The organism is Rhodococcus cerastii (assembly GCF_033042195.1).
Taxonomy (GTDB): domain Bacteria; phylum Actinomycetota; class Actinomycetes; order Mycobacteriales; family Mycobacteriaceae; genus Rhodococcoides.
In genome coordinates, this window is sequence record NZ_JAWLKF010000013.1 from 42491 (window position 1) to 69026 (window position 26536).

The 26536-nt window shown below is 64.5% G+C and carries 24 protein-coding genes; 11 read left to right on the forward strand and 13 right to left on the reverse strand.

The window, feature by feature from the left end:
• Nucleotides 1–54: 54 nt before the first annotated feature.
• The 4 genes from R3P93_RS19605 to R3P93_RS19620 form a co-directional block, all read right to left on the reverse strand.
• The gene (locus R3P93_RS19605) at nt 55–1164 is read right to left on the reverse strand and encodes a CaiB/BaiF CoA transferase family protein (RefSeq protein WP_317533818.1); all 1110 of its coding nucleotides are present in this window, start codon (nt 1162–1164) and stop codon (nt 55–57) included.
• Nucleotides 1165–1195: 31 nt separating this feature from the next.
• Complete coding sequence (locus tag R3P93_RS19610) at nt 1196–1837, reverse strand: TetR/AcrR family transcriptional regulator (protein ID WP_057477075.1); 642 nt, start codon at nt 1835–1837, stop codon at nt 1196–1198.
• A 54-nt stretch (nt 1838–1891) separates the two neighbouring features.
• On the reverse strand, nt 1892–3259 hold the full coding sequence (locus R3P93_RS19615; protein ID WP_121871928.1) for a lipase family protein: 1368 nt from the start codon (nt 3257–3259) through the stop codon (nt 1892–1894).
• Nucleotides 3260–3506: 247 nt separating this feature from the next.
• Complete coding sequence (locus R3P93_RS19620; protein ID WP_317533819.1) at nt 3507–4388, reverse strand: dioxygenase family protein; 882 nt, start codon at nt 4386–4388, stop codon at nt 3507–3509.
• A 389-nt stretch (nt 4389–4777) separates the two neighbouring features.
• Here R3P93_RS19620 and R3P93_RS19625 point away from each other — a divergent pair, with 389 nt between their 5' ends.
• Complete coding sequence (locus R3P93_RS19625; RefSeq protein WP_121872893.1) at nt 4778–5179, forward strand: GAF domain-containing protein; 402 nt, start codon at nt 4778–4780, stop codon at nt 5177–5179.
• Here R3P93_RS19625 and R3P93_RS19630 read toward each other — a convergent pair.
• Nucleotides 5151–5360 (reverse strand): hypothetical protein, encoded by a 210-nt coding sequence (locus R3P93_RS19630; RefSeq protein WP_121871926.1) that lies wholly within the window; start codon nt 5358–5360, stop codon nt 5151–5153. The two genes, R3P93_RS19625 and R3P93_RS19630, sit on opposite strands and share 29 nt — an antisense overlap.
• Before the next feature lie 150 nt (nt 5361–5510).
• Here R3P93_RS19630 and R3P93_RS19635 point away from each other — a divergent pair, with 150 nt between their 5' ends.
• A complete protein-coding gene (locus R3P93_RS19635) occupies nt 5511–6299 on the forward strand; it encodes a hypothetical protein (RefSeq protein ID WP_259468116.1) in 789 nt (262 codons plus the stop codon).
• Between the two features lie 40 nt (nt 6300–6339).
• Here the strand turns inward: R3P93_RS19635 and R3P93_RS19640 are convergent, their stop codons facing one another.
• Complete coding sequence (locus R3P93_RS19640) at nt 6340–7317, reverse strand: alpha/beta hydrolase (RefSeq protein ID WP_121872891.1); 978 nt, start codon at nt 7315–7317, stop codon at nt 6340–6342.
• A 245-nt stretch (nt 7318–7562) separates the two neighbouring features.
• Here R3P93_RS19640 and R3P93_RS19645 point away from each other — a divergent pair, with 245 nt between their 5' ends.
• Nucleotides 7563–8015 (forward strand): MarR family winged helix-turn-helix transcriptional regulator, encoded by a 453-nt coding sequence (locus R3P93_RS19645; protein ID WP_121871925.1) that lies wholly within the window; start codon nt 7563–7565, stop codon nt 8013–8015.
• Complete coding sequence (locus R3P93_RS19650; protein WP_057477013.1) at nt 8012–8392, forward strand: DUF5313 family protein; 381 nt, start codon at nt 8012–8014, stop codon at nt 8390–8392. Before R3P93_RS19645 ends, R3P93_RS19650 begins: the two co-directional genes overlap by 4 nt.
• Here R3P93_RS19650 and R3P93_RS19655 read toward each other — a convergent pair.
• Nucleotides 8386–10767: an ATP-binding protein gene (locus tag R3P93_RS19655; protein WP_121871924.1), complete on the reverse strand. Its 2382-nt coding sequence runs from the start codon at nt 10765–10767 to the stop codon at nt 8386–8388. The genes R3P93_RS19650 and R3P93_RS19655 overlap by 7 nt on opposite strands.
• A gap of 123 nt (nt 10768–10890) precedes the next feature.
• Between R3P93_RS19655 and glgX the strand changes: the two genes are divergently transcribed.
• Nucleotides 10891–12933, forward strand: coding sequence for a glycogen debranching protein GlgX (gene glgX / locus R3P93_RS19660; RefSeq protein WP_317533820.1), 2043 nt, complete (start codon nt 10891–10893; stop codon nt 12931–12933).
• A 45-nt stretch (nt 12934–12978) separates the two neighbouring features.
• Here glgX and R3P93_RS19665 read toward each other — a convergent pair whose 3' ends face one another.
• The 3 genes from R3P93_RS19665 to R3P93_RS19675 are packed head-to-tail and all read right to left on the reverse strand — an operon-like array spanning nt 12979 to nt 17050.
• Nucleotides 12979–14685 (reverse strand): glycerol-3-phosphate dehydrogenase/oxidase, encoded by a 1707-nt coding sequence (locus R3P93_RS19665; protein ID WP_317533821.1) that lies wholly within the window; start codon nt 14683–14685, stop codon nt 12979–12981.
• Entirely contained in the window at nt 14682–16199 is a 1518-nt protein-coding gene (glpK, locus tag R3P93_RS19670) for a glycerol kinase GlpK (RefSeq protein ID WP_317533822.1), read from the reverse strand. The genes R3P93_RS19665 and glpK overlap by 4 nt, the downstream gene beginning before the upstream one ends.
• Complete coding sequence (locus R3P93_RS19675; RefSeq protein WP_317533823.1) at nt 16196–17050, reverse strand: MIP/aquaporin family protein; 855 nt, start codon at nt 17048–17050, stop codon at nt 16196–16198. The genes glpK and R3P93_RS19675 overlap by 4 nt, the downstream gene beginning before the upstream one ends.
• A gap of 121 nt (nt 17051–17171) precedes the next feature.
• Here R3P93_RS19675 and R3P93_RS19680 point away from each other — a divergent pair, with 121 nt between their 5' ends.
• The 5 genes from R3P93_RS19680 (at nt 17172) to R3P93_RS19700 (ending at nt 21900) form a co-directional block, all read left to right on the forward strand.
• Complete coding sequence (locus R3P93_RS19680; protein ID WP_317533824.1) at nt 17172–18155, forward strand: sugar-binding transcriptional regulator; 984 nt, start codon at nt 17172–17174, stop codon at nt 18153–18155.
• 123 nt (nt 18156–18278) lie between these two features.
• Complete coding sequence (locus tag R3P93_RS19685) at nt 18279–19520, forward strand: DUF6745 domain-containing protein (protein WP_394855334.1); 1242 nt, start codon at nt 18279–18281, stop codon at nt 19518–19520.
• Between the two features lie 35 nt (nt 19521–19555).
• Complete coding sequence (locus R3P93_RS19690) at nt 19556–20011, forward strand: hypothetical protein (RefSeq protein ID WP_121872888.1); 456 nt, start codon at nt 19556–19558, stop codon at nt 20009–20011.
• A gap of 130 nt (nt 20012–20141) precedes the next feature.
• Entirely contained in the window at nt 20142–21473 is a 1332-nt protein-coding gene (locus tag R3P93_RS19695; protein ID WP_317533825.1) for an MCE family protein, read from the forward strand.
• Between the two features lie 67 nt (nt 21474–21540).
• Nucleotides 21541–21900, forward strand: coding sequence for an STAS domain-containing protein (locus tag R3P93_RS19700; protein ID WP_317533826.1), 360 nt, complete (start codon nt 21541–21543; stop codon nt 21898–21900).
• Here R3P93_RS19700 and R3P93_RS19705 read toward each other — a convergent pair.
• Both R3P93_RS19705 and R3P93_RS19710 read right to left on the reverse strand, forming a co-directional pair.
• Nucleotides 21877–23025: a PP2C family protein-serine/threonine phosphatase gene (locus tag R3P93_RS19705; protein WP_317533827.1), complete on the reverse strand. Its 1149-nt coding sequence runs from the start codon at nt 23023–23025 to the stop codon at nt 21877–21879. The two genes, R3P93_RS19700 and R3P93_RS19705, sit on opposite strands and share 24 nt — an antisense overlap.
• Complete coding sequence (locus R3P93_RS19710) at nt 23022–23822, reverse strand: alpha/beta fold hydrolase (RefSeq protein ID WP_317533828.1); 801 nt, start codon at nt 23820–23822, stop codon at nt 23022–23024. The genes R3P93_RS19705 and R3P93_RS19710 overlap by 4 nt, the downstream gene beginning before the upstream one ends.
• A gap of 86 nt (nt 23823–23908) precedes the next feature.
• Here R3P93_RS19710 and R3P93_RS19715 point away from each other — a divergent pair, with 86 nt between their 5' ends.
• Nucleotides 23909–24961 carry an NAD(P)H-binding protein gene (locus R3P93_RS19715; RefSeq protein ID WP_317533829.1) on the forward strand — a complete coding sequence of 351 codons (1053 nt, stop codon included), beginning with the start codon at nt 23909–23911 and terminating at the stop codon, nt 24959–24961.
• Here R3P93_RS19715 and R3P93_RS19720 read toward each other — a convergent pair.
• The gene (locus tag R3P93_RS19720; RefSeq protein WP_317533830.1) at nt 24958–26442 is read right to left on the reverse strand and encodes an amidase; all 1485 of its coding nucleotides are present in this window, start codon (nt 26440–26442) and stop codon (nt 24958–24960) included. The genes R3P93_RS19715 and R3P93_RS19720 overlap by 4 nt on opposite strands.
• Between the last annotated feature and the right edge of the window lie 94 nt (nt 26443–26536).

Genomic DNA, 26536 nt, shown 5'->3' on the forward strand with positions numbered 1-26536 from the left:
AGACCGGGGAATCGCCGAGTTACGGCCCGGAGTGGAGCGGGAGTTGCAGGCCCACTACCCGAGCACAGGGGGCGGCAGCCGATAGTTCACCGGGGTGGCCGAAAAATCCACCGGATTTCGGACGCCCTCGGCCACCGCTCCCGGCACCTGGACTCGCGGTTCGAGACCGAGCGATTCCGCGAAGGCAAACGCCTCGTCCATGGAATTGACCGGCCCCGCGGGAACGTTGCGGGCCATCAGTTCTCGGTACCATTCGTCGGCGGACCGCGTTTGTAGCGTCGAGTTCAGGATGTCGACCAACTGATCTCGGTGTTCGACGCGCGCCGAGTTGGACGAGAAGCGTTCGTCCGTAGCCAATTCCGGGATTTTCAGCACGTCCGTCAGCTCCGAGAATTGTCGGTCGTTGCCCACGGCCAATGCCAACGGTCGGTCGGCAGTCTCGAACACCTCGTACGGCACGAGCGAGGGATGCTTGTTCCCCATCGGGACGGGCACGACGCCGGCCCCGAGATAGGCCGCCGACTGGTTGCTCAGTGCGGACAGCACCGACGCCATGAGCGAGGTGTGCACCTGCTGACCCTCACCGGTCTTCGATCGATGATGCAGTGCGGCAAGGATTCCGCTGAGCGCATGCAGCCCGGTGACGATGTCGACCATCGCCACACCCACTTTCGTCGGCGTCGAGCCGTCGGGGCCGGTGACGCTCATGAGCCCACCGACGGCTTGGACTACCAGGTCGTACCCGGGGAGCGCAGCTCCTCCCCCGGTGCCGAAACCAGAGATCGAGCAGTAGATCAGCCCCCGGTTGGATTGCGACACAGCCGAATAGCCCAGACCCAGACGGTCCATCGTACCGGCGCGGAAGTTCTCGATCACGATGTCCGCACCCGAAACAATTTCGCGCGCCTCGGCTACACCGCTCTCGGACTGCAGATCTATGAACCTCGACGTCTTGTTGCGATTGACCGAGTTGAAATACGTTGCCGTACCGGCGGAGTCGTACGGGGGACCCCACGATCGGGTGTCGTCACCGGTTCCGGGTCGTTCGATCTTGATCACGTCGGCACCCATGTCGCCGAGCATCATCGTCGCGTACGGGCCGGCGAGCACGCGGGAGAAGTCCGCGACCACGAGGCCTGCGAGGGGACCGGTGGCAGGTGTCATCGGTCCACTGTATTGCGCGACGAGCTGCGGGTCAGTTCAGGTCCGGAACGAAGGCTCCCAGAACGGCAACCATCGTGTCCACGATGTGCTCGATGGGTGGACGAGGAGGAGCAGTACGGGACCAGTCGGAGACGATCTCGGTGAGAGCACCGAGGAATGCCGTTGCGGCCAAACGGTATCCACCGGGCGGCACGAAATCGGAACCGACCTCCGAGCGCAGGGTGTTCTCGAAGAACTGCACCCACTGAGCACGACGGCGCGTCCGGTGCTGTTCGACGGCATCGCTGACACCCAGCATCTCGAGATAGGAAATCCGCGCTCGTCGTGGGTCACCGCCGATCGATCCGACCAAAGCCGTCATCGCAGCTACGACCAGCGAGCGTCGGTCACGGTCGACCTGTTCGTCGAGTGCGGCGACGACTGCAGAAAGCGCATCGTCTTGGATCAGGTCATAGACGTCCACGAGCAGCGCCTCACGGTTGGCGAACTCGCCGTAGAACTGACTGCGGGCCAGACCGGCTGCAGCGCAGATGTCCGCCACCGAAGTGGCGGCGTACCCGCGTACCCCGATGACCTCGATCCCGGCGTGCAAGAACCGTGCGCGACGATCGGCCTTCCTCGCGGCGGACGATTGTCCCGCGTAGATGCGGCCCTGGTCGTCGGCGACAGTCACCGCCGGAGTCTACCGCCGGCGACACCGTCGGCTCCCGTCCACTGATCGGTTCCCTCACGACCCGATCGGCTTACCGAACAGTCCGGCGATTATCTCGCCTACTGCATCGACGAAGAGCGGGTGCGCACTCGTGTCGAGCGCCATCGAGCCGACATCGTTCGTTCGGCAACCCGGCTCCACGGGAACGCCGGCAAATCGATCGCGCATCCACAACACTGCACTCGGAAAGGCGATCAGCTCCAGGGTGATGTGCTCACTGAAATGGTCGCGGGTGTACGTGACATCGGCACCAGGACGGCTGCAATACGAATCGACCATCGCATTGACCGGCCCGATCGGCACCAACCAATCCGGGTTGGAATGGTAGACGTAGAGCGGCATGTCCGGTGTGGTGCCGCCGAGCTGCATCGCGGACAGCGCCTTCTTCACCACTGGTTGTTGAATCGGGTCGCCCTCGGTGTGGAGGAAGCCCTTCAGATTGACGAACGGCAGCAGCGCCGAGCTGTAGCCGACACAGAGATTGTCCTTCGCCGCGAACAATGCCCGGCCGAGTGGATCGATGTGTTCGTCGATGAAGTCGGCCAACTCGGGATCTTCTCGACTGGCACCGATGACCCCGGCAGCGACGATGCCCGCGCCGAGTGTGTTGTTCGCGTTGTCCACCAGCGCCCCGAGCTCCGCGGGGGTTCCGCCCTCGGTGACTCCGACGATGTCGAGTTCCGGAGCGTAACTTCCGGCCAGTTCGGCTGCGTGTCCGGTCGCTATCGCGCCTCCCGAGTAGCCGCTCATTCCCACCTTCGTGGCCTCACCGGCCAACTGCATCGGCGCGAAGTTCTCGGCCGCTCTGATGCCGTCGAGTGTGATCCGACCGGCGACCGGCCCTGCGGCGAACGAGTTGTTCGGACCTTGATGATCAGGTACCGATACCGCCCAGCCCTGCGCCAATGCTGCTTGCACCTCGAGGAATTGCGCACCCGACGTCACCGCACCTGTGACCGGCCAGGGAATCGCACCCGCCCGCATCGCATATGACGGCGCGCAGTAGGCGGCGAGAGAATCCTCGGCCAACTGAATGGATATCAAGGGCCGCGATGCCGCGGCGACGCCACGTGGCTTGATGACCGTGGTCACCGCAGCGACAGGCTCGTCGCGACCATTGTTGGACCGGAACGACAACTGCCACGCGTCGACCTGCGTGGGAATGACGTTGAGAGTGGCCAGTTCGACCGGCCGGGCAGCGATGATCTGGCCCGGCGCGGCTGCGGCCACAACGTCGGCGGGCGGAACGTAGAAGTCGGTGTCGAACTCCGGAATCTTCGGCCACGTGAACGGCGCCAGAGGCGGCTGAATGTCCACCTCGCTCGCATCGGGTGCAGCAGCAGCGGGCGTCGTCATGGCAGCAAAAGCCGCAGCGGCGGTCATCACGCTGATCGCTGTACGCAGCGTCCAAGAGCGGGCAGAAGACACGGGTGTACTCCTTCGCGCCGGAGGACGGGATCCACAGGACGCGCGCCCGGCGACGGTTCGTACAGCGCATCCGTCCATCTTGGACACCGATGTCCGAGATGGTGCTCAGAACTGTAGAGCGAAGTGGCGTGGATAACAATCCCCGAATCGAAAAAGAATCAGAAGTGAGCCGATTCCAACTACAACCAGCATCGCCTGCCGGTTACACCACTGAGAAAGACCGCTTCGCCAAGCCGAATTGGAAGCCGGTGATGGCCGTGGTCACCGAGGCTTCCGGGTTCTCGGCGGCACCGAGCGTGACGAACAGTGGCGTGAAGTGTTCGACGGTCGGGTGGGCATAGGGCATTCCCGGTGCCGCGCTGCGGAAGTCCGCCAGCGTTCCGACGTCACCGCGCGCCAACGCGTCGGCCGCCCAGAGGTCGAAATCCTCGGACCACGTCGGGACCGTGTTGGTGGTGAAGTTCTCGCGGGACAGGAACGGCAACCCGTGCGTCATGAATCCCGATCCGATGACCAAGACCCCCTCGGCGCGAAGCTCTTTCAGCGCAGCACCGATGGCCATCAGCCGGTCGGGAGCATGCGTCGGCAGGCTCAATTGCAGAACGGGAACATCCGCGTACGGGTACATCACCTTCAGCGGAACCCAGGCACCGTGATCGAGTCCGCGAGAGGTGTGGCGGTGCAAATTTTCCGACGCCGGGATGGCAGCGGCAATCCGAGCGGCCAAGGCCTCGGCGTCGGGCGTCCGGTATTCCATCGAGTAGTAGCGCTGGGCGAAGCCGCCGAAGTCGTAGACCAGCGGGGTTGCGGCCGCCGACGCGGACAGGCTCAGCGGAGCCTCTTCCCAGTGCGCGCTGACGATGAGGATCGCCTTGGGCTTGGGCATCGACTGCGACCACGTGAACAGCTGGTCTATCCAGAGTGCGTCGTCGAAAACCGGGGGTGCGCCGTGGCTGATGTAGAGGGCGGGCATCGGCCCGTCGCTCGGGGTCCACATCTGCTGCGACCGGCTCGCGGGCGCGGTATCGGCAAGAAACGCGTCGAACGCTGCTCCCGCGATCGGCGGGTTGATCACGGATGTCATCGCGAGTCCTTCGAGTGCCTAGGTTGAACCTTCAACTTACCACTCGAGTCGATTGACGACAACGTCGGACCAGCCGGTCGGGACCGAACCCCACTGGGGTGACCTCAGCGTCCACTATTGGTGCTGAAACACCTTTTCCCGTTTGTGGGAGCGAATTGTGGACGCTCACGTCAGTGCCGTACGGCGTCGACGCGGCCACCACCGGGCAGGTCGGGAGTGTCCGTCGTGATCGTGAAATCGACCCGTCACACACCGGTAGCGAGGGTGATCGGCTCGGTCGATATCCCACCCGCCGACCCGAAGCTGACGCCGTGCTGAAAGCGCTATTCGGGAACATCGCGCACCAGACCAATCGGCATGTACACCCCTCGGGCCCTAGGCTCGACTGCATGCCCGATGCTGTCTATCGCGCACCGATGCCGGACGGCGTCGAGCGCGCCCTCACCTACGGACTCTGCGGCATGGCGGCCGACGACGAACGATCGTTACGACGGGTCGAGCGCTTCGAGCAGGTTCCGGATGGGTCCTTCGTCTGGACGCGCACCGCACGTGGCGAGTACTTCCTCGGCCGAATTTCCGGCCCAATGCGCGAAGATCGCAGCGCCGACGCGGTGGCGTCGAACATGATCTTCTTCCGAGACTGCGAGTGGACCGGCGAACCCGTTCCCGACCACGAGGTACCCGCCGCCACACTGCAGACGTTCGCCCGCGGCGGGCGAAACTTTCAACAGACACACGACCCTCGAGTCGCCGTGGAGTCGGCTAACGTGTGGCGAGCGCGAGGTCGTTGACCTGGGGATCGACCTGCACCACGGCGTAGCCCTGAATCTCGAACTTGTTCTCACCCTCGGGCGGTCCGAGCACGGCGCGAACGATCAGCGTCGCGGCGGCAGCGACGAGTGCGATCACGATGACCACTGCTGCCACGATCAACAGGGTGCGCGGGCCACCGAACAGGTTCTTCGAGCTCATGGGTCCATCATGGCCCACACCGAAATTGATCGAGCCGCGTGGTGGACTTCGACGCAGGTATTCGACCACCAGGTTCTTGACTAGAGTTGATCCCGATGCTCGCCCGTGTCCGACGAGTCGACCAGCAGCCAACGGGAGAACGCCGAACCGATGATCCCTCCTCTGTTCCGTCGCCTCTGCGACGACGCCGCAGTCTTCCCACCTGGTAACGCGCCTCTCGATGTGGCTGTGCAGCAGCATCTCGAATACCGAGCCAGTACGTTCGCAGATCTGGTTGGACCGCTGGTCGTTCCCATGAATCGAGTGACAGAACTCGACCTGGGTGCACGGATGGAGGTGATGCTGACCGCACCCGCCGGCCCCGCCAGTGTGGAGGCAGGTCTGCGTGCGGCCGACCGCACGGCAGGGGTCACCGTGGTGGCAATCGAAGTCTCAGTACCGGACGGCACGAATATCGATGCACTGCGCAGCATCACCCAAGACATCGAGATCTACGTCGAATTACCCCGAGACTCCCGGCGGGACGCCATCTTCGACGCCGTCGACGAATTCGGGTATCGCGCTACATTCAGGACAGGCGGCACCACCGCCGACCTGCACCCCAATGAGCAGGAACTCGCCGCGTCCATCTATGAGGCAGCGCAGCGTGAGGTTCACTTCAAAACCACTGCCGGCGTCCACCGCGCAGCTCGTAGCACCAACCTGGACAACGGGTTAGAGCAGCACGGCTTCCTCAACGTCCTACTCGCGGCGCAGGCCGCGCACAGTGGCGCACGCGTCGGCGAGCTCGAGAAGATCCTGGCAATCCGCGACGCGGACGTCCTCGCCGGGCTTGTGGCCGGGATCGAGGGGCAGCGTGCGTTCGCATCGTTCGGCACCTGCTCCATCCGCGAACCCCTGGACGAACTCGTACGTCTCGGACTCGCACCTTCTCAGTGAAATTCAGCGCCGAATGGAACTCGGACCGAAACCGAGAACGTCAGATCCCCAGCGAACCCGCCAGCGTCGGCCAACTCTTGGGCAGCTGGTCCACCCAGTACGGCCACGAGTGGGTTCCGGTCTCGGTGAAGTCGAAGGTCGCCGGGATGTTCAACTGATCGAGTCGGTCCGCAAGTCGGTGGGTGCAGTAGTTCGCGCCGACCTCGATGGCACCGCCGACCACCACCACATCCAATGCTGATGCGCTGTCGAAGCTTTCGTGCCGTCCAGGAGCGCCGGTTCCGACCGACACATAGACGTCGGTGCCGCGCAGACTCTCGGCGTTGACGACCGAATCGTGCTCCGCCCAGGCAGGATCGAGAGGTCCGCCCCACATGTTGTCGGCATTCCCACCGAAGGCTCCGACGATGGCTCGAATACTCGCCTGGCCCAACGGTTCCGAGGATGCGAAGCACCCACTGTACGACGCCACCCCGGAGTAGACATCCGGGTTACGTGCGGCCAGCATCATGGCCGATTGAGCACCCATCGACAGGCCCGCGATCGCGTTGCGTCCATTGCCGTCCACGGCTGCGTCGATCAGCGGTGGCAGTTCCTCGGTCAGGAACGTCTCCCACCGATACCGGCCGAGTTTCGGATCGTCGCGTTGCCAGTCGGTGTAGAAGCTGCCGGGGCCGGCCAGCGGCAGTACGACGTTGACGTTCTTGTCGGCGAAGAACTCGGCTGCACCACCTTTGCGCAGCCACATGCTGTTGTTCGGATCCTCTTCACCGATACCGCTGAGCATGTACAGCGTCGGACGAGATCCCGCCTTCACGGCCGGGGTCAACACCTGTACGTTGACGACGCCGCCCATGGCAGGCGAGTCCACGCTCAGCGTGCGCAGGGTGTCGGACGCGATCGCGGTGTCGACGATGCGAGCCGCAGACTCGACTGGATCGGCGGCAGCCACACCGAGGGAGGTCAACGACAGCGCCGCGGCGACGACGAACGGGGTGAAGATGCGTCGACGACGCATGGCGATCCTCTCGGGATGTGTCCGTGGGAAACAGCGAATCGACACGGAGCATCGCACACGTTCGGACGGGATGAAACGTCGAATGCGATGTTCACCGAATCGGACCGACCGGAACTCTGCCTGCACGCCACCTTCGAAGCCAATCCCCTGTTTCGCAACACCTTTCGGACGCAACCCTGGAACCGGGCGAGATTGTTAGTGCACGAATCATTAGGGCACTAACCAAATCTGCTAGCCTGGTCCAGGTGACCACCACCGAGGACCCGCTCGCACTCGATCGGCAGGTCTGCTTCGCACTCGCCGTCGCCAACCGTGCTGTGCTGTCGGTGTATCGGCCGCTACTCGAGCCGATGGGGCTGACGCATCCGCAGTATCTGGTGATGCTGGCACTGTGGGGCGAGTCGCCGATGTCGGTCAAAGCCATCGGATCGACGTTGCAACTCGACTCCCCTACGCTCTCACCGCTGCTCAAGCGTCTGGAATCGATGGGATTGCTCACTCGCACTCGCAGCGCCGAGGACGAACGCGTCTTACTCGTCGCGCTCACCCCGGCCGGGGCGGCACTGAGAAGCAAGGCCGAAAAAATCCCGCCCGCCGTCGTGGACAAGCTCGGCGCGTCTCTGTCCGAGCTGGACGAGCTGCGCCGCGTCCTCACCCGTGTCAACGACGCAGCCATCGCAGCAGGAGCACTGTCATGAAAAAGGACCGCAACCGTCCGTCCTTCGGCCAATGGCTGGCCTACGCCGTCCTCGGCCGCAAACTGCCGGATTCACAACAGGACTGGGTTCGACGCGATCTCGTCGGGCCGGGAGCGACGCCGCGTCACATCCTGCGGTCGATGATTCCCTTCCTGCCGATCTTCATCGGTTTCTTCGTCCTGTTTCCCGGGGCGATCTGGCTACGCGCCTCGATGGTGCTGCTGAGTCTGCTGCTTGCGCTGTTCTACACCGCCGCCTACATGGACCAGAATCGCGCTCGTCGCCTCGAGATCCACGGATTACCGGCCGATCTGAAGAGCGCCAAGAAGACGGCCGAGATGGAACGCGAGCGCGAGAACTACCGTCGCAATCACTGACCGTCGCTGCTGAGTCCGGCGGTGAAGTCGTCGGCGATCATCACCGCCAGGTCTCGAGCTTTGCGGTTGGTGTTCTGCGACAGCTCGGTCAGCTGCGCGAAGGCCGCGTCGGCGTCGATGCGATAGACCGACATCAGGATTCCGACGGCTCGGCCGATGGCGGCGCGGGTATCGAGAGCGTTGCGCAGCGTCGCCGTTTGGTTGTCGCTTTCCTCGATCAGTTGTTCGCGCATGCGGGAGAGCTCGAGGTGTACTCGAACGCGGGCCACCAACTCACGATCGTGGAACGGTTTGACGATGTAGTCGTCGGCACCGCGGCTCAAGCCGTCGAGCACGAAGTCGGTACCCGCTCGCGCGGTCAGCAGGATCACCGGAACTCGCTGCAGTGCGGCGTCGCGTCGAATGTCGTCCACCAGTTCCAGGCCGCTGCGGCCGGGAAGCAAGACGTCGGTCAGCACCAGCCCCGGTGCCGTCGAGCGCGCGTGCTCGAGTGCAGACTCCACGTCACCCGCCGTCGTGATGGTCCAGCCCTCGTCAGTCATGAGCCGGACGAGGTAGTTGCGCATGTCGATGTTGTCTTCGACGAGCAGGATGTCCGCGCGATCGACGGTGACCGATGCCGTGTCGTGCGGGGCGAAGATCGCCGACACCGAGTCGGCAGCGGCGACCGGTAGGTCCACGGCCGCGGCCGACTCGACGGGCTGTCGGGGCACGACCACGGTGAAGGTACTGCCGACACCGACCTCACTCTCGACGTCGATCCGTCCCCCCAGGGCCGTTATCAGATCGGATACGAGCGCAAGGCCGATTCCGGACCCCTCGATGCTGTGCGCACCGGACCGCTCGACTCGGTGGAACCGATCGAATATCCGAGCCAGATCGTCTTCGGGGATGCCCAGACCGGTGTCCGCGACGACCAACCGAATCGCGTCCGCGTCTGTGACGAGCCGCACGGAGACGCGACCTGCCGGGGTGTACTTGACGGCGTTCGCGACCAGATTGAAGACGACCTTCGCCCACATCTCGCCGTCGGTGAGAACCACGCCGTTCTCGGCCGCGTCGATGACGAGCTCCAACCCCTGATCCGATGCGACGGCCGCGAACATCGACGCGCAGTCCCGTGTCACCGCGGCCAGGTCGGTGGGCTCGAGCCGAGCCCGCAGCTGACCGGCATCGGCACTGACGACGTCGAGCAGATCGTCCACGAGACGCCGAAGCCGAGCCGACGCGCGATGCACGACGTCGAGGGAGTCCCTGTCCGAGTCGGTCAGGTTCGACGTGGTGCTCTCGCGCACGCACTCCAACGGGCCGGCCAGCAGGGTGAGGGGAGTTCGAAACTCGTGCCCTACGTTCTCCAGCAGTCGAGTCTTGGCCTCGTCTGCCTCGGCCAGCGCCGCGACCCGACGTCGTTCCATCTCGAAAGCGTGCGAGGCAGTCAGCGCCGTGGACATTCGCTCGGCCACCGCAACGAAGAACGAGGTGGCGGAGTCGTCGCCGGCCCGAAGTGCGTCGACTCCGACCAACAAGGCTCCGATGGGTCGAACGCGTCCGGCCAGCGTCAGTGGAACGATCACCGCATTCGCGACAATTCCGTCCACCTCGACGCAGGCGCGGGGCACGCGTCCGTCCGAGACCTCGACGACGGCTGCAGAATCCCAGGTAGCCGCCTCGAAGCCGACTGCACCCGCTGTCGCGATGTGATCGACTTCTCCGTCGTCGGCGAGATCGCGTCGCAGATAGGCCGCCACCAGCGGGAACTCGCTCGGCTCCAAGCCGAGCGCCTCGACCGCCGCGCGGCAGATACCGACCGGACCACCGGTGTCGTCGCCGGTCAGCGAGCCCAGGGCAAGGAGCGCACGCATACGGCGCTCACCGAGCACCTGCATCGTCACCTCGGTCGTGGCAACGAATACACCCAGCACCGTGCGACCAGGCCCGAAGATCGGGCTGTACGAGAAGGTCCAGTACGTCTCCTCCGGGTATCCGTAGCGCTCCATGACAAACAGCTGCCGAACACCGTGCACTGCCTCGCGGCCGTCCATCACCTGGGCGCACAGGCCGCCGACGTAGTCCCACATTTCGGACCAACATTCGCGCGCCGGCTGACCTGCAGCATCGGGAAACTTGTCGCCGAGAAAATCCGTGTAGGTATGGTTGAAGATCTGTACGAGGTCGGGTCCCCACCAGATCAACATCGGGATCGTCGACGGCATGACCGTGCGGATGGCCGTCACCAACTCCTGTGGCCACTGCTCCACCGGGCCGAGTGGGGTCGCGGTCCACTCGATCTCGCGAAACCGAGTGTCGGTGGAGTTCTCACCCGGAAACAGCTCGTCCAGCCGGGCCGAACTGCCGTCGAGTTGTGGGGAATCCATCGCCTCGTCCTTCGCTACCAGCGTTCCGCTGGTAGTCGGCGGGCGCAATCTCGGCGTCGATTGTAGCCGAGCGCCCGGTGCGCAGGCGTTTCGCTCATCCTCCGTGGGGGTACTGGGGCGAGCATGCCCTCCTCATCAAGTCTCCCGTACCCCCTGGGCGTCTCGCGTCTGTCCCACGACGGTGCCAACCTTGCCGTCTACTCCGAAACGGCGGACTCGGTGTCCGTGGTCGTATTGAACGACGACGGAACAGAGCGCAGTACAACACCGTTGACGCTGCGCACCGGTCACGTGTTCCACGACCTGGTTCCCGATGTCACTCCGGGTGCCCGCTACGGACTCCGGGTCGACGGCCCATGGGATCCTGCTTCGGGCCTGCGGCACAATTCTGCCAAGCTGCTCCTCGACCCGTACGCCACCGCCATCACCGGCCAGGTCGACTGGAACGAATCGGTGTTCAGCCACCTCCACGCCGAGCCCGAGACCCGCAACGACGAGGACTCTGCTCCGCACATGCCGTATTCGGTTGCGGTGCAGTCGAATTTCGATTGGTCCGGGGACGAGTCGCCGCGCACACCGTTGGATCGCACGGTGGTCTACGAGGTACACGTCAAGGGTTTCACTGCAACCAATCCTGATGTACCCGAGGATATTCGAGGAACTTATGCAGGTCTGGCCCACCCGGCCGCAATTGCGCATCTGAAGCGAATCGGAGTCACGGCAGTCGAGCTACTGCCGATCCACCAATTCGTCCAGGATTCACACCTGCTGGAAGAAGGTCGACGCAATTACTGGGGATACAACTCCATCGGCTTCTTCGCCCCGCACAACGAGTACAGCAGCAGCGGCGACACCGGCGGCCAGGTGGACGAGTTCAAGGCATTGGTCAAAGCCATGCACGACAACGGCATCGAGGTCATTCTCGACGTCGTCTACAACCACACCGCCGAGGGCAATCACCTCGGACCGACGCTCTCGCTCAAGGGAATCGACAACGGCTCGCACTACCGACTCGTCGACGACGACCGGAGCGCGTACTACGACACCACCGGCACCGGCAACAGCCTCAACGTCGGCCACCCCGCGGCCCTGGCACTCATTCTGGACTCACTGCGGTACTGGGTGACCGAGATGCACGTCGACGGATTCCGCTTCGACCTCGCCAGCACCCTGACTCGTCAGGACTCGGATCTCGACGTGCACAGTGCGTTTCTGAGCATCGTGCATCAGGATCCGACGCTGGCCCCGGTCAAGCTCATCGCCGAACCGTGGGACACCCAGGGCTACCAGGTGGGCGGCTTCCCGGCCCGCTGGTCGGAGTGGAACGGTAAGTTCCGCGACGACGTCCGCGACTTCTGGCGCGGCGAGAGCGGCGCACTGCCGGCGCTGGCTCAGCGCGTCACCGGCAGCCCCGACGTCTACGAGAGCACCCGTAGACCCACGCTGGCCAGCGTCAACTTCATCACCGCACACGACGGTTTCACGTTGGCCGACTTGAACTCCTACGACGACAAGCACAATGAGGAGAACGGCGAGGACAGCCAGGATGGCGAGTCCGACAACCGCTCCTGGGGTTGCGGTGCCGAGGGCCCGACCGACGACGAGGGCGTCAACGCGCTGCGGGCCCGCCAGCAACGCAATCACCTTGCGACGCTGCTGCTCTCGGCCGGCGTTCCGATGATCCTCGGCGGCGACGAGCTCGGCCGGACGCAGAACGGCAACAACAATGCCTACTGCCAGGACAACGAGGTTTCCTGGTTCGACTGGAGCACAGCCGATCAGGACCTCATCGACTTCACCACGCACCTCATCGCGCTTCGCAACGAGCACCCGGCGCTGCGTCCCACGTGGTTCCGGCACGACAGCGATTCCGAGGAAGAGGGAGCCGGACCGGACACCGTCGATTTCTACCGCGCCGACGGCGAAAAGCTGTCCGACGAGGATTGGTCGGACGGCAACGCCCACAGCATCCTGGTGCTGATGCGCGCCGGTGAGGGCGATGCGTCGTTCGCGTGGATGGTCAATGCCTCACCCGGGACCGTCGATTTCACACTGCCGAAGGGAAAGTGGACTCTGTCGACGTCGAGTGACCCGGACCAGGCGTACGAGGCCGGTGGCCCGTCCATCCTGATCCGAGAGCATTCGTTCACGTTGCTGCAGGGCTGATCCAGCAGCGGTCCTGGCGTTCCAGGACCGCTGCTGTCAGCGTTTTCAGCTCACGCCGAGGCGCACGTCCGGTGCTCCGAGGCGAGCCGCATCGGCGGTGTCGTCGTCCGGTTGTTCCTGCGAATCTCGTTCTGCCAGAACACGAAGCCGGTAGTGTTCGATTTCCTCGGCGACGTGCTGAGCGTCCCACCCGAGGATCGGTGCGACGAGATGCGCCACTTCCTCTGCAGCCGCTTCTCCGCGGTCGGGGACCTCGATGGAGATGCGCGTACGACGGGTCAGGATGTCGTCGAGATGTTGCGCGCCTTCGTGACTGGTCGCATAGACCACCTCCGCCTTCAGGTACTCCGGTGCACTCGCGAGAGGATTGCCGAGCTCCGGATCGGCGTCGATCAGATCCAGCAGCTCACCCATCAGAGTGCCGTACCGACCGAGCAGATGCTCGACGCGTGAGACGCGCATCCCGGTGCGTTCGGCCGTCAGAGCGCGGGAGTTGAACGCCCCGAGGTAGCCGTCGGCACCGACGAGCGGAATGTCCTCGGTGACGCATTTCGGTACCGTACGTTCGAGTCCGTGCACCGCGGAATCGACTGCGTCCTTGGCCATCACGCGATAGGTGGTGTACTTGCCGCCGGCGATCACCGTCAGCCCTCGTACCGGGCTGGACACCGCATGCTCGCGCGAGAGCGTGCTGGTGGAATCGGATTCACCGAACAGCAGCGGTCGCAGTCCCGCGTACACACCGACGACGTCGGTGCGGTCCAACGGATCGGCGAGCAGCTTGTTCACGTGGCCCAGGATGTAGTCGATGTCGCTCTGGCTCGCGGCCGGATGAGCCAGGTCGAGCTTCCAGTCGGTATCGGTGGTGCCGATGATCCAGTGACTGCCCCACGGGATGACGAACAGCAGACTCTTCTCGGTTCGGGTGATGATGCCGGTGGCACTGTTGATGCGATTGCGCGGCACCACCAGGTGCACACCCTTGGAGGCGCGGACCTGGAATTGTCCACGCCCACCGACCATCTGCTGCACCTCGTCGGTCCAGACACCGGCCGCGTTGATGACCTGCTTGGCCCGGACCTCGAAGGAGCGTCCCGTTTCGAGGTCGCTCGCCACGACGCCGACGACCTTGTCGTCCTCCCGCAGGAAGCCCGTGACGCGGGTGCTGTTGGCGCACAACGCACCGTAGGCCGCCGCGGTACGGGCGAGCATCATCGTGTGCCGGGCGTCGTCGACCTGGCCCTCGTAGAACTTCACCGCACCGCGGATCGCCGAGCGCTTGCCGGACGGGAAGGACTCGAGCGTCTTCTTCTTGCCGAGGTGCTTGTGATGGCTCGGGACGCCGCGTCCGGCACCCATGACGTCGTACACGCCGATGCCGAGACCGACGTACGGACGGTCGATCACCTTCTCGAGCGGGTAGATGAACGGCACCGGGCGCGCGAGGTGCGGGCACAGCTTGTTCAGTACCAGCGAACGCTCCTTGAGCGCCTCGAACACCAACGCGAAGTTGAACTGCTCGAGGTAGCGCAGACCGCCGTGGAACAGTTTGCTCGAGCGGCTGGAAGTGCCGGCCGCGTAGTCACGCGCTTCGAGCAGACCGACCTTCAGGCCGCGGGTGACGGCGTCGAGTGCGGTGCCCGCTCCGACGACGCCGCCGCCGATCACCAGGATGTCGAGCTCTTCGGCTTCCATCCGCGCCAATCCGTCTGCGCGGGACTCCGGGCTCAAAGCCGTTGTGGTGGAACTCATTCTTCATCAACCCAATCGAGAGTACGTGTTACTGCCTTCTTCCAGCCGGCGTAGAGCTTCGCCCGCTGGTCTTCGTCCATGGACGGTGTCCATGTCTTGTCCTCGGCCCAGTTCTGACGGATGTCGTCCTCGCTCTCCCAGTACCCGACGGCCAGGCCGGCCGCGTATGCCGCTCCGAGAGCGGTGGTTTCGGCGACGACGGGCCGGACGACGTCGACATTGAGAATGTCGGACTGGAACTGCATCAGCAGTTCGTTGACCACCATTCCGCCGTCGACCTTGAGCACCTCGAGATCGACCCCGGAGTCGGCGTTCATGGCCTCGATGACCTCACGCGTCTGGTACGCAGTGGCTTCGAGTACGGCGCGGGCCAGGTGGCCCTTGTTGACGAATCGTGTCAATCCCACGATGGCACCACGGGCATCGGCACGCCAGTGCGGAGCGAACAGACCCGAGAACGCGGGCACGAAGTAGGCACCGCCGTTGTCGTCGACCGAACGCGCGTCGGTCTCGATGTCCGCAGCCGAGGAGATCATGCCGAGGTTGTCCCGCAACCACTGCACCAGCGAGCCCGTCACCGCGATCGAGCCTTCGAGTGCATACACCGTCGGCTGATCGCCGATCTTGTAGCAAACGGTGGTGAGCAGGCCGTTCTTGCTCATGACCTTTTCGGTGCCGGTGTTGAGCAGAACGAAATTGCCTGTGCCGTAGGTGTTCTTGGCCTCACCGGGAGACAGGCAGGCCTGCCCGAAGGTGGCCGCCTGCTGGTCGCCCAGGATTCCGGAGATCGGCACTCCGCGGAACGGTCCGCGTTCACGGCCGGTGCCGTACACCTCGGAGCTCGACCTGATCTCGGGCAGCATCGACATCGGTATGCCCATGTCGGCGCAGATGCCCTCGTCCCACTGCAGGGTGTCGAGATCCATCAGCAGGGTGCGCGAGGCGTTGGTCGGATCGGTGTAGTGCAACCCGCCGTCGGTGCCGCCGGTCATGTTCCACAGCACCCACGTGTCCATGTTGCCGAAACACAGTTCTCCCGCTTCGGCTTTCGCCCGTGCGCCGTCGACGTTGTCGAGGATCCACTTGATCTTGGGGCCGGAGAAGTAGGTGGCCAACGGCAGGCCGGTCGTGGCGGTGTACTTGTTGGCGTCGCCGCCGCCGAGTGCGGTGGCGATGCGATCGGTACGGGTGTCCTGCCAGACGATGGCGTTGTAGATCGGCTTGCCCGTCTCGCGCTCCCACACCAGCGCCGTCTCACGCTGGTTGGTGATGCCGACGGCGGCGATGTCCTCGCGCGTCAGATCCGCGGCGGCCATGGCACCGGCCGCGACGGCGCGCACGTTGTCCCAGATCTCCGACGCGTCGTGCTCGACCCAGCCGGCCTGCGGGAAGATCTGCTGGTGTTCTTTCTGATCGACCGCGACGACGGTGCCCGCGTGATCGAAGATCATGCAGCGTGAAGACGTGGTTCCCTGATCGATCGCGGCGACGTACTTTCCTGCGAACTCGGTCATGGCTTCTCTCCTGTGGTCTGGGTGTCTGCTGGGAGTCGTGATGGCGGCTCGGGCGTCGAACCTTCTTGTTTGCGGAGGTTCTTTCCGATGAGCAGGTCGTACAGGAACACTCCTATCGGTCCGCCTACGAGAGGTCCGACGATCGGGACCCAGAAGTACAGGCCGCCGTATTGATCTCGCCAGGCTCCACCGTATCCGGTGATGTACGACGCCAGGCGAGGTCCGAAATCTCGGGCCGGATTGATCGCGTATCCGGCGTTGGTGGCCCATGCGAAGCCGATGGCGACGACGATGAGGCCGACGATCAGTGGGGCCATGTTGGCCATCGGTGCGGTGCCGAGTGAATCGGTCACTGCCACAATGAGGAACAGCAGGATCGCGGTGCCGATGATCTGATCGATCAGCGCCGAGGACACGCTGACGGGCAACGTTCCGTTTCCGGGAAGCGTCGAGAAGATCGTCTGGGTGGCGGTGGTGTGCCCGGGGTCCACTGCGTTGATCATGTCGTTGTAGTTCCAGCGCACCAGCAGCGCGGCCACGAAGGCACCTGCGGTCTGCGCGAGGATGTAGGGCGCAACCATCTTCCAGCTGAATTCGCGGAAGAGTGCGAACGTGATCGTGACCGCGGGGTTGAGGTGCGCGCCGGTGATACGACCCGCGACGTAGATGCCGAACATCACGCCCAGCCCCCATGCCCAGGCGATCGAGTCGTGGTCTCCGAGACTTCCCGATTCACCGCCCGAGACGACCTGCGCGACGACGCCGACGCCGAACAGAATGAGAATGATGGTTCCGGCGAACTCGGCAGCCATGTGCGCCGGCAGTCCCCATTCCGGTTCCTTACGAGCCATTGTGTAGCCTCCGCAAAGTTGGTGATGCACGCCACATTGCGTGCTGTTTGCCACGGTAGACGGCCTGCACTGCGTTGCACAGCTGATGCACATATGTGCAAAGCGGTCGTACACTGCGACGGTGACGGACCAACGCATAGCGCCCGAATCGGATCTGCGGACCGGCCATGCCACCCAGGCAGCGCGCCTCTACTACTTCCAGGACATGACGATGGCGGCGATCGGCCGTGAGCTGGGCGTATCTCGTTCGACAGTCTCACGACTCATCACGTTCGCGCGGGCATCAGGACTGGTGGAAATCAAGATCTCCACCCCACTCGGTCAGGCACCACGAATCGAGCGGGCATTCGCCGATCTGTACGACATTCGTGCACATGTCGTCCCCGTGTCGGAAACCGTCGACGAATTGCAACGCCTCGATCGGGTCGCCACCTTCGCAGGCCGATTGCTGACATCGTTCTTCGAGTCCGACATGGTGATGGGCGTCGCCTGGGGAACCACCGTCAGCGCCGTCAGCCGCAAGCTCGCACCCAAACGAACCCACAACTCCACCGTCGTGCAGCTCAACGGGGCCGCCAACACCCGCACCACCGGAGTCTCCTACGCCACCGACATCGTCCGAACCTTCGCCGACGCATACGGCGCTGTGGCGCAGGGATTTCCGGTGCCTGCATTCTTCGACTACCCCGAAACCCGGCAACACCTGTGGCGCGAACGCAGCATCAAGCGAGTACTCGAACTGCAGGATCGGATGAACCTCGCCGTGTTCAGCATCGGCGTCATGAGCGGTGCCGTTCCGAGTCACGTCTACAGCGCCGGCTACCTCGAGCGCGAGGATCGAGCCGAGCTCCAGCGCGACGGCGTCGTCGGAGACATTGCCACCGTGTTCCTGCGCTCCGACGGCAGTCACGACCGAATTGCGTTGAACGACAGATCGAGTGGACCGAGTCTGGATCGCCTCAAGGTGGTTCCGCGCCGAGTCTGCATCGTCGCCGGAGCGTCCAAACTCGATGCCCTCACCGCCGCGCTGCGCGGCGGATTGATCACCGATCTCGTCATCGACGACATCAGCGCGGCCCAGTTGATCCTGCGCTCGCGCGGCTGACCCACGTGAGCGGAACTTCGTAACCCACTACGAAGTTTCGTGCACGTGCGCCTTGCGCTCATCCGATTCTCGTGTCACTCTTTTCTTCATGACAACCGGAAAGGCGGACACCGCCTCCCTCACGTGAGCGCCGTGCCGATGCCGTCGACATTTCCCCGTCGCGGCACATTCAGTGACAATCCCGATGAATACGCCGAGAGCATTCGTGCGGTCTGCGCGCAGCGCGATCGATGGCTCGGCTACGGCCTGAAATCCGGCCCCTCCGATAGAACCACCGCGGAATCCGCAGTGGCACAGCTGTATCGAAAATCTGGGCACCCCGATCCACAGTTCGTGTGGGTCCCCTCTCCGGCAGCCGCAGCAGAGTTGATCACCGCCAGGACATTGGCGAACAACGCAGACGTGGGAGCCCGAATCGCATCCATTCTGTCCGATTCCCGGCACCGGATGGACCAGCGAATCGATCGACGACAGATCGAATGGCCGCAGCAGTACTTCTATTCCGACCGCAATGCACAGCGCGATCTGGTAGCGCGCATCGACGTCTCACGCCGCTCGCCGACGGACGCTGCCCGCGCCGGCATCAGTCCCGATCCGATCATTCGCCGAACCGTGCGAAAATCATTGCACACCAGCCTCTTCGACGGTGTTGCCACTGCCGTCCGATCCCTCGCGCCGCACCCCTTCGGCACCGTCAGCTGGTACGGGCAGCAGGAAGCCCATCGCGTCGCCTACTACGACATCTATCGCTCCTTCGGCCTCATGACGTTCGGGCACGAGGACAACGAACTTCTCGACATTCAATCGGCCCTCGTCGAATCGACGGGATGGTGGTGGGCGTTCGACGACATCGCGGTGATGTCCGAACGGCCGACGGTTCTGCACACCGAACCGATTCCCGATCCGGTGCACGGTGAAGTGCGACTGCACAATTCGTCCTCGCCCGCGGTCGAGTTCGGCGACGGCAGCGGTGTCCACGTCCTGAACGGGACCGTGGTTCCCAAGTGGGTGATCCACGATCCGACGGTCGAGCGCATCACCGTCGAACGCAACGTCGAGATCCGACGAAGCGCCATAGAACGAATCGGCTGGGATGCCTACCTGGACCGAGCCGGTTTGCGACTGGTCGACACCGACGACGATCCGGGCAATCCCGGTTGCACCCTGCAACTGTTCGCCACACCCGCGGGCTGGGGAGGTGAGGGCCGAATACTGCTTGCCGTCAACGGCTCTCGCGAACGAGACGGCGAGCGCCGACGCTACGGGCTTCGCGTTCCCGGCGCGTTCTCGTCCGCGGTCGACGCCGCGGGCTGGACCTACGGTCTGGCCGGAGCCGATTACGGCCGACTACTCCGCAGAACCTGACCCCATACCCCGACAACACACCCAAGGTGAAACACATGAACTCGAACATCACACTGTCCGCACTGACCGACCTCACCGGGCTCGACGTATTCGACTATCTCGACAAGGAGATCTCCGTGCCCGTCATCGACGGTCTGCAAGCCCAGGGCGATCTGATCGTCGTACCGTACGTACTGCTCGACGGCATAGTCGTCCCCACCGAACAGACGCGTCGCGAGACCGTGCCGCTGACGGGAATCGAACTACTGCGCAGCGCAGCAGGCGGCAACCCGCACAGCCTGGTGGCCGACGGTGGCTTCTGCTCGTGGGCCAGTCCCGTGCACGACGTCCGAGGTCTGGCCCTGGGCATCCTGACCAACTCGCAGACGGCATACCTCATTCATCCCGAACACGGAGCCACCGGAATCGCGCCGGGGACTTACGTCATCGGCCGGCAGCGCGAAGGCGGGCAGGGCGGTTGGTTCCACGCACCCCGGCTGATCGCCGACTGACAATCGTGGTCCCTGTCACATTTCTACCGAAGTGCTAGGTCCATCTCACAAACCAATCTTCGGTAGTAAGTGTGACGTTGTGTACCACTAAGGTTCGCGACATGGCTGTTGTTGTCGTTGCGACTTATCCATGACCGGCTCCCCCTCGCCGGTCCAGAACCGACTCCTCGGAATCGCTCTCGTCGTGCTCATCGTCGTGTTCGTCGGGTGGAGCGTCACCTCGTACAACAAGACGTTCAAGGACGTGGTGACGGTCTCCCTCGAAACCGACAGCGTCGGCAACGCACTTCCCCGCAACGCAGATGTCAAAGTACGCGGCCTGATCGTCGGCGAAGTGCGATCTGCGACGACGGCAGGTGGCGTCGTCACCTCGGAATTGGCCATCGAACCGGACATGGCCGAGATGATTCCGTCGAACGCCACCGCGCGACTGCTGCCGAAGACACTGTTCGGCGAGCGCTACGTCGCGTTGGAGTTGCCGGACGGCAGGCCGGGGTCGCCCATCACCGAGGGCACGGTGTTGAAGCAGGACCGCAGCGGCAACGCCATCGAGGTAGGGCAGGTGCTCGACGGCCTGTTGCCGCTGCTCCAGGCCGTGCCGCCGGAGGACCTGTCGAACACCCTCGGCGCGCTCGCACAGGGCCTGAGCGGTCGCGGCGAAGAGCTCGGCCTCACGATCGACAGACTCGAGAACATCTTTGCCGGGCTCAACACCGAATTGCCCGCAATCCAGGAGGACCTGCGCGGGCTCGCCGACTTCTCGCAGACCTACGCCGATGCGGCCCCCGAGTTGATCAACGCACTGGACAACCTGCGGACCACCGGAAATACCGTCGTCGAGAAGCGCCCGGCCCTCGAGACGCTCTACGCGTCTTTGACATCCGCCTCCAACACCACCGCCGACTTCCTCGATGCCAACTCCGCGGACATCATCGGGCTGGCCGCGAATTCCCGCGAAGCACTCGAGGTGCTCGCCGAGTTCTCCCCGGCTCTCGGCTGCACCGTCGCCCAATTCGCGGAGGGGGCCAGGCGCGGCAGGATCGTCACCGGTGTCGGCGACGAGTACCCCGGCATCAACGTCTCGATGCCGTTCGTCAATCCGAAGGGTCGGTACCTACCGAATCAGGACGAGCCGCGATTGTTCGAGCAGGAACGCCCACCCACCTGCTACTCCCCCCTCGACCGCTCGGCCGGCGAGTACTTCCCGCAGTACCCGGGCAGTTCCCCCAACGACGGCTCGTACCAGGTGCCGTCGAGAAACCCCGGTGAACAGGACATTCCGTCGCTTCCGGTTCCGCAGCTCTCCCCCGTGCCCGCCTCGTACGCGAACTCGGTCACCGAGCAACAGACCTTGGCCGTCGTCTACGGCGGGGCCACGGGAATCGAGCCCGACGCAGTGCCGTCCTGGACCACGACGGTCGGCGCTCCCGCACTCAGAGGAACGCAGGTCACGTTCCAATAGGACCTACTGATTGAATGGTCCGCATGCCCCGTCGACGAGCGCGGCGGGTAACGATTCAGGAGTGCAGATGCCAGCCGATACGAACACCGCCGGATTTTCCATCCAGTCCAGCAACGACGGGCGCGCGGCCGTCATCGCGGTCGCCGGTGAACTCGACGTCACCACGGCCCCCGCACTGTCGAGCGCGATCGACGCACAGATTTCCACCACGCCTGCTGCATTGATCGTCGATCTGAGCAAGGTCTCGTTCTTGGCCTCGGCTGCCATGACCGTGCTGGCAACGACCCAGAAGGACCACGGGGACACCGTTGCCTTCTCGGTCGTCGCCGATGGGCCGACCACCAGCCGCCCGATCAGACTGATGGGTCTCGATCAGGAATTCGCGCTGCACGCAGATCTGGCGTCAGCCCTCGCCGCTCTCGACTGACGACACTCCCAGCGCCATCACTGCTGCGTCGTCGGCCAACCCGTCGCCGAAGCTGTTCAGCAGGACCCGCAGATTCTCGACGATTGCCGCCGGTGCCGCCGGGGCGTTGGCGGTCGCGAACTCGAGCAGCGCGCCCTCGTCGTCGTATCGACCTGTGCCCACCCGGGCCTCGGTGAGGCCGTCGGTGTAGAGCATCAGGGTGTCGCCTGCGCTCAATGTGACGGTGGCAGGCACGAACCGCGCGTGACGCAGAATTCCGACGAGTTGCCCACCCGTCATGTGGACGTAGTGCGCGCTGCCGTCGGCCCGCATCACCAGCGGAGGCGGATGACCGCCGCTGGCCATCGACACCTCGAATCCTCCGGCCGAGCGGCTGAGCACCCCGAACACCGCAGTGCAGAACTGCGCGTTGTTCTCGCGGAACTCCTGCCGCAGAACCGAATCCAGATTGTGCAGAACAGCGACCGGGTCGTGGTCGTACACCGCGGCCGCGCGCAGGGTGTACCGCGTCAACGACGTCACGGCTGCGGCCGACGCACCCTTGCCGCACACGTCGCCGAGGAAGAATCCCCAGCGGTCGTCCGACAGCGGGAACAGATCGTAGAAATCTCCACCCACCTCGTCGCTCGATGCCGCGTGATAGTGAGCGGCAGCGGTCATTCCCGACGGCGGCAGCAGGGCAGGCGGCAGCAGAGACCGCTGCAGTGTCTTCGCCAGCAGCTCCGCTCGCGTTCGGGACTCGAGCAACTCGCGTTCGTAGGTGCGACGGTCCCTGGCGTCGAGCGCGGTGATGCGAATCAGTACCGGCGTGCCCGTCTCGTCGGTCTTGACGTTCGCGGTCATGAACACGGGCAGCCGTCGGCGATCGGACGTCACGAAGTCGATGGCAATGCCGTCGAGCTGGCCGTACATACGCAGAATCGGGCCGAAATGGGTCTCGTAGTGGATCCGGCCACCGGCGGTGAGAAGTTGGGTGAAGTCGGTACCGATCAGGGCGTCGACGTCGAAGCCGAGCCAGTTCGCCAGCGTCGAGTTCAGTCTCACGATTCGCATGTCCGGAAGAACCGAGAGATAACCGCATGGCGCGTTCTCGTACAGGTCCTCGATGTCGAGTTCGTGAATCACGACGATCTCACGAAGGTCGCAATCGCCTCGGCGGTCTGTTCGGGCTGGGTGACGTGCGGGCAGTGTCCGCTGGCGTCGAGTGTCCGGAGAGTGCTGCCGGTGATGTGTTCGTGGACGTATCTGCCCACCTGAGGCGGTGCCAGCGAATCCCGCGCACAGTCGACGATCATCGTGGGCAGGGCTACCCCGGCCAGATCAGCGCGATTGTCGGACAGGAAGGTGGTGCGGGCGAACACCCGTGCGCACTCGGGATCGGTTCGGCAGTAGCTCGCGGTCCACAGGTTCTCCAGATCCGGCCGATCCGGCGCGTTCACCACGATCGGTGCCATCGATGCGGACCACCCCAGGTAGTTGCTGTCCAACGACTCGAGCAACTCGTCGATGTCCTCGCGGCTGAATCCACCGCGGTAGTCACCGTCGTCGATGTACCGGGGGGACGGCGTCAGGAGAAAGAGCTTGCCGAACAACTCGGGAGCCGCCTGGACCGCGAGAACACCCATCATCGACGCCACCGAATGGCCGACGAACGTGACGTCGCGGAGGTCGAGTTCCCGGACTATGTCGACGATGTCATCGACGTAGGCGTCCAGCGGCGCGTACTTGTCCGCATCCCACGCCGAGGGGTCCGACGCTCCGGACCCGACGTGATCGAACAGCACGATCGAGAAATTCGGAGCCAGAAGATCGGTCACCGAACGCCACAGCGTCTGGTCGCAACCGAAGCCGTGAGCCAGCATCACCACGGGTCCGTCGACAGCCCCCACGACCCTGACGTTGTTCCTGATACGCGCACTCACCCGCACAGTGTGTCATCTGCCTCCGACGCCGGGGAGTGAGACTGCTCCGACGGGGTATGGCCATTGTCTACAGAAACGAGAAAGTCATGCGAGTGCTGGTCACCGGCGCAACCGGATACATCGGATCTCGGCTGATCCCGGTCCTCCTCGAACAGGGTCACCAGGTGCACGCTGCCATGCGCGATCCGAGCAAGAAATCGCGCTTCGCCTGGGGCGCTCACGTCACCGCGGTGCACTTCGACCTCGACGATCACGAGACCTTCGACACCGCGACCGAGAACGTGGACGCCGTCGTCTACCTGGTGCACTCGATGGACGAGGGCGACTTCGTCGAGAAGGATCGCCACGCCGCGCAGTCCATGGCCGCCGCCGCGGAGCGCAACGGCCTGCGCCGGATCGTCTACCTCTCCGGCCTCATTCCCGACGACGGAACCCCGTTGTCCGATCATCTGCGCTCTCGACTGCAGGTCGAGGAGACGTTCCTCGACAGTTCCGTCGACGCCACCGTGCTGCGGGCGGCGATCATCCTCGGTTCGGGATCGACCTCGTTCGAGCTGGTGCGCCGGATGACCGAGCGTCTGCCGCTCACACCCATCCCGACGTGGATGCGCAGGCAGGTGCAGCCCATCGCCGTCGTCGACGTGGTCGCCATCATCGCGCGTGCCCTCGGCGACACCGCACGCCCGGGAACGTTCGACATCGGCGGAACCGAGACGATGAGCTACCCGGAACTGCTGCAGGCGTACGGCAGCGTCGCCGGTCTGCGTCGAGTACAGATTCCGGTTCCGCTGTTGCCGACCGGTCTGGTGGGCCGCGCCGTCGCCACCATCACCGCCATGCCTCCAGGCACGGTGATCTCGTTGGTCGACAGCCTCACCCACGACATGGTGGTGCGCCGTGGGAACGCGGCGACGGAGGTGTTCGCCGAGCCCGGTACGTCGCTGATGAGCGTCCGAGAGGCTCTCGAGCGTTCCATCACCGTCACAGCCGAGGAGGGCACCGATGCCCACGCCGATCCCCAGGCTGCCGCCGACACCGATCCCGAGTGGGCAGGTGGGGTCGTCGACATCGTCGACGGCCAGGTACGGCAACGGCCGTCGGGCATCCTCGGAAAGGCCTTGCTCGGAGCGACCCGCTAACCGATGTCGGCGTAGTGGTGCGCCCACGGCACGGCTCGTTCCAACTGTCCGGCCAGTTGGACGAGCAGTGCTTCGCCTCCCAGCGGTGCGGTGAAGTGCGCGCCCATCGGAAGGCCCTCGGGGGTCCAGTGCACGGGAAGCGACAGCGCCGGACGCCCGGTGACGTTTCCCAGCTGGGTGTAGGGAATCCACGAGATGTTGTCGTCGATCATCTGATCCACGATGCCGGTGTATCGCAAGACTCCGGCAGTCCTGCTGCGCAACAACAACTCCGATGCCAGTTCCAACGGCTTCGCGAGATCGAAGGCACCGATCTTCGGAGGCAGCTCCGCAAGAGTCGGCGTGAGCAGCAGGTCGTACTTCTCGAAGAAGGTGGCCAGCGCACGAACGTGAACGTGGCGACCTTCCACCGCTTCGAGGTACTCGACGCCACTGGCGGATCTGCCCAGCGCCGCCATGATGCGGGTGTCACGCTCGAATTTGTCGTCGCCGCAACCGGTTCTGCGTTTCACCTCGTCCATCTCCCATGCCAGGTAGGTGAACCAGGCCAGTAGGAACTCGCGGTTGAGGTTCGCGTCGTCGTACGGCGGGGCGTCGAGCAGCTCGACGGTGTGGCCGAGGTCGGTGAGTGTCTCGGCGGCGGACTCCATCGCGGCGACGGCCTGCGGGTGGGGCGACGGATTGACCGATGTCACGGCATACATGCCGATGCGCAAAGGCTTCGGGTCCATCTCCGTTCGAGACAGGAACGTTCCGTCCGAACGCGCGGGCAGGTAGCCGGACGACGCCTCGCCGCCCGCCAGCACGTCGAGCATCGCGGCGGTATCGCGCACCGACCGCGACACGACGCCCTGCACCGCTGCCCCGTGCATGGGTTCGCCGAACGTGGGGCCCGACGGCACAAGTCCGCGTCCAGGCTTGAGCCCGACGAGCCCACAGCACGACGCCGGAATCCGGATGGAACCGCCGCCGTCGTTGGCTCCCGCCACCGCGGCGATGCCGGACGCGACCGCGGCGGCCGATCCACCCGACGATCCACCGGGAGTTCTGCTGCGATCCCAGGGGTTTCGAGTCGCGCCGTGCACCGCCGGTTCGGTGATCCCCTTCGCCCCGAATTCCGGAGTGTTGGTCTTGCCGAAGATCACCAGGCCTGCGTCGAGCCAGCGCTGCACCACCGTGGAATGCTCGGGCATCGGCAGATCCGTCAACGAACGCGATCCACTCGATGTGGGCAGGCCGGCGTAGTCCTGCGAGAGGTCCTTGATCAGGAACGGCACGCCGGCGAACGGCCCCTGCAGCGGTCGCGTCAACTGGTCGTCGGCCTGCTCCGACATCACCCGCACCACCGAATTGAGCCGCGGATCGATCGACTTGACCTGCGCCAGTGCACAGTCGAGCAATTCGCGCGGTGTCACCTCACCGTCGGCAACCAATCCCGCCAGGCCAAGACCGTCGTACTTCCGATACTCGTCGATGCGCATGGTGCCACCCTAAGTCTCTGGCACCACCGCCGGAGTGCCGAACTCGCAGTTATGTATCGATGTCGGCCGTTTTCCTGCACAACTGCGAGCTCGG

Coding starts and splice junctions, on each gene's coding strand:
- R3P93_RS19605 (WP_317533818.1), bottom strand. CDS start 1,164: ATGACACCTGCCACCGGTCCCCTCGCAGGCCTCGTGGTCGCGGACTTC.
- R3P93_RS19615 (WP_121871928.1), bottom strand. CDS start 3,259: ATGACCGCCGCTGCGGCTTTTGCTGCCATGACGACGCCCGCTGCTGCT.
- R3P93_RS19620 (WP_317533819.1), bottom strand. CDS start 4,388: ATGACATCCGTGATCAACCCGCCGATCGCGGGAGCAGCGTTCGACGCG.
- R3P93_RS19625 (WP_121872893.1), top strand. CDS start 4,778: ATGCCCGATGCTGTCTATCGCGCACCGATGCCGGACGGCGTCGAGCGC.
- R3P93_RS19630 (WP_121871926.1), bottom strand. CDS start 5,360: ATGAGCTCGAAGAACCTGTTCGGTGGCCCGCGCACCCTGTTGATCGTG.
- R3P93_RS19635 (WP_259468116.1), top strand. CDS start 5,511: ATGATCCCTCCTCTGTTCCGTCGCCTCTGCGACGACGCCGCAGTCTTC.
- R3P93_RS19640 (WP_121872891.1), bottom strand. CDS start 7,317: ATGCGTCGTCGACGCATCTTCACCCCGTTCGTCGTCGCCGCGGCGCTG.
- R3P93_RS19650 (WP_057477013.1), top strand. CDS start 8,012: ATGAAAAAGGACCGCAACCGTCCGTCCTTCGGCCAATGGCTGGCCTAC.
- R3P93_RS19655 (WP_121871924.1), bottom strand. CDS start 10,767: ATGGATTCCCCACAACTCGACGGCAGTTCGGCCCGGCTGGACGAGCTG.
- glgX (WP_317533820.1), top strand. CDS start 10,891: ATGCCCTCCTCATCAAGTCTCCCGTACCCCCTGGGCGTCTCGCGTCTG.
- R3P93_RS19665 (WP_317533821.1), bottom strand. CDS start 14,685: ATGAGTTCCACCACAACGGCTTTGAGCCCGGAGTCCCGCGCAGACGGA.
- glpK (WP_317533822.1), bottom strand. CDS start 16,199: ATGACCGAGTTCGCAGGAAAGTACGTCGCCGCGATCGATCAGGGAACC.
- R3P93_RS19675 (WP_317533823.1), bottom strand. CDS start 17,050: ATGGCTCGTAAGGAACCGGAATGGGGACTGCCGGCGCACATGGCTGCC.
- R3P93_RS19690 (WP_121872888.1), top strand. CDS start 19,556: ATGAACTCGAACATCACACTGTCCGCACTGACCGACCTCACCGGGCTC.
- R3P93_RS19695 (WP_317533825.1), top strand. CDS start 20,142: ATGACCGGCTCCCCCTCGCCGGTCCAGAACCGACTCCTCGGAATCGCT.
- R3P93_RS19700 (WP_317533826.1), top strand. CDS start 21,541: ATGCCAGCCGATACGAACACCGCCGGATTTTCCATCCAGTCCAGCAAC.
- R3P93_RS19715 (WP_317533829.1), top strand. CDS start 23,909: ATGCGAGTGCTGGTCACCGGCGCAACCGGATACATCGGATCTCGGCTG.
- R3P93_RS19720 (WP_317533830.1), bottom strand. CDS start 26,442: ATGCGCATCGACGAGTATCGGAAGTACGACGGTCTTGGCCTGGCGGGA.